Here is a 1,307-nt window from a genome sequence, read left to right as displayed (position 1 = left end):
TGTCCCGTCCTAAAATACGTTGACGGTTTTTGATTGAAGCGACGACCTTAGGTCGTCGCTTTTTTATGCACCTCTTCTGGCGTTTTCATGCCAAGGCTAAGATGCGGCCTCATTTGATTATATATTTCAACAGACTCAGCGATCAGGGCTTTTAGATCGGCAAATGTTTTGCAGCGATAGATCAGAAACTCTTGTTTTAGTATCCCATTAACCCTTTCTGCTAATGCGTTCTGATAGCAATCATATCCATCTGTCATTGAGGGCACCATACCGTTTAGTCTCAGCGCTTTCTGATATAACGCAGAGCAATATTGAAGCCCTCTATCTGAGTGATGGATAACTGATTCAGTCTCAGAGCTAGTTCTTGTAGCCTGGTGAAGCGCTTTTACAACACTCTCTGCCTTCATATCCCAGCTCAACTCGTGCCCCATTATTTTTCGGCTGCTCGCATCAGTGACTAGCGATAGATAGTGCACCCCCTCATCACTTTCAACATATGTGATGTCACTCACAAATACTTGCTCAGGCTTACTGACTTCAAAACCCTTCAGTAGATTAGGATGTTTCTTCATCCAGTGCTTACTATGAGTTGTCTTTATGTAGCTCTTGCGCGGCTTTACTAGCATCTGTCGATCTCGTAAGAAATCAAACAAACCATCCCTACCTAGCTTTATTCCCTCTGCATCCATTTGAGGCTTAATCATCTTATAAAGCTTGCGAGTGCCCAGCCGGGGCATAAATCGACGCAATCTCTTAACCATTTCCAACACAGGCATGATTTCTGATTGTCGTATTTTTTGGCGTTTTTCGCTTTGATAAATAGCCTGTCGGCTAATACCAAGGAGCTGACTCGCTTTGCTCAAGCTTATTTTGCCTTGCCTTTGAAGGCTTCTAGCTCCTTGGCTATAAGCTTTTTTCTTAGACCGGCTCCATGCTCAGCATCCAAAATATCGACCACTTCGTTGAGAAGTAAGTTTCTGAGCCGTTCATCTTCCAGCTCCTTCTCGAGACGTTTGATTTTCTGTGCTGGAGTTTCTTTAGATTGAGGTGATTGAGACATAATTCGACATGTTGATTGAGACCAATCCATCTTACCGTGCTTTCTCAACCATGTCAGAACAGTAGATCTGCCTTGAATGCCATAAATAGCTTGGGCTTGTTTATAGGTCATATCGCCACTTTCAACTGCGTTAACAACCTGCAATTTAAAGCCCAATGTGTAATCGCGTTGGGTACGCTTGCGCCTTGGTGTTATTGCCTTTTCCATAATAGGTCCTCAATGTGTAAACCTATTTCAGGACGGGACA

General features: G+C 43.5%; 1 protein-coding gene. It reads right to left on the bottom strand.

Features of this window, described 5'->3' with window-relative positions:
- Positions 1-47: 47 nt before the first annotated feature.
- Positions 48-1,267 (bottom strand): IS3 family transposase gene (locus tag XMG59_RS12010; protein ID WP_173498807.1). Its coding sequence is split into 2 segments (ribosomal slippage): positions 48-880 and positions 880-1,267, totalling 1,221 coding nucleotides; the frame shifts between segments, so codons are not numbered across the junction.
- Positions 1,268-1,307 lie beyond the last annotated feature (40 nt).

Origin of the sequence: Marinobacterium sp. xm-g-59, from assembly GCF_013283315.1 — a bacterium.
Lineage (GTDB): Bacteria > Pseudomonadota > Gammaproteobacteria > Pseudomonadales > Balneatricaceae > Marinobacterium_E.
This window is presented reverse-complemented; position numbering and strand designations above follow the sequence as displayed.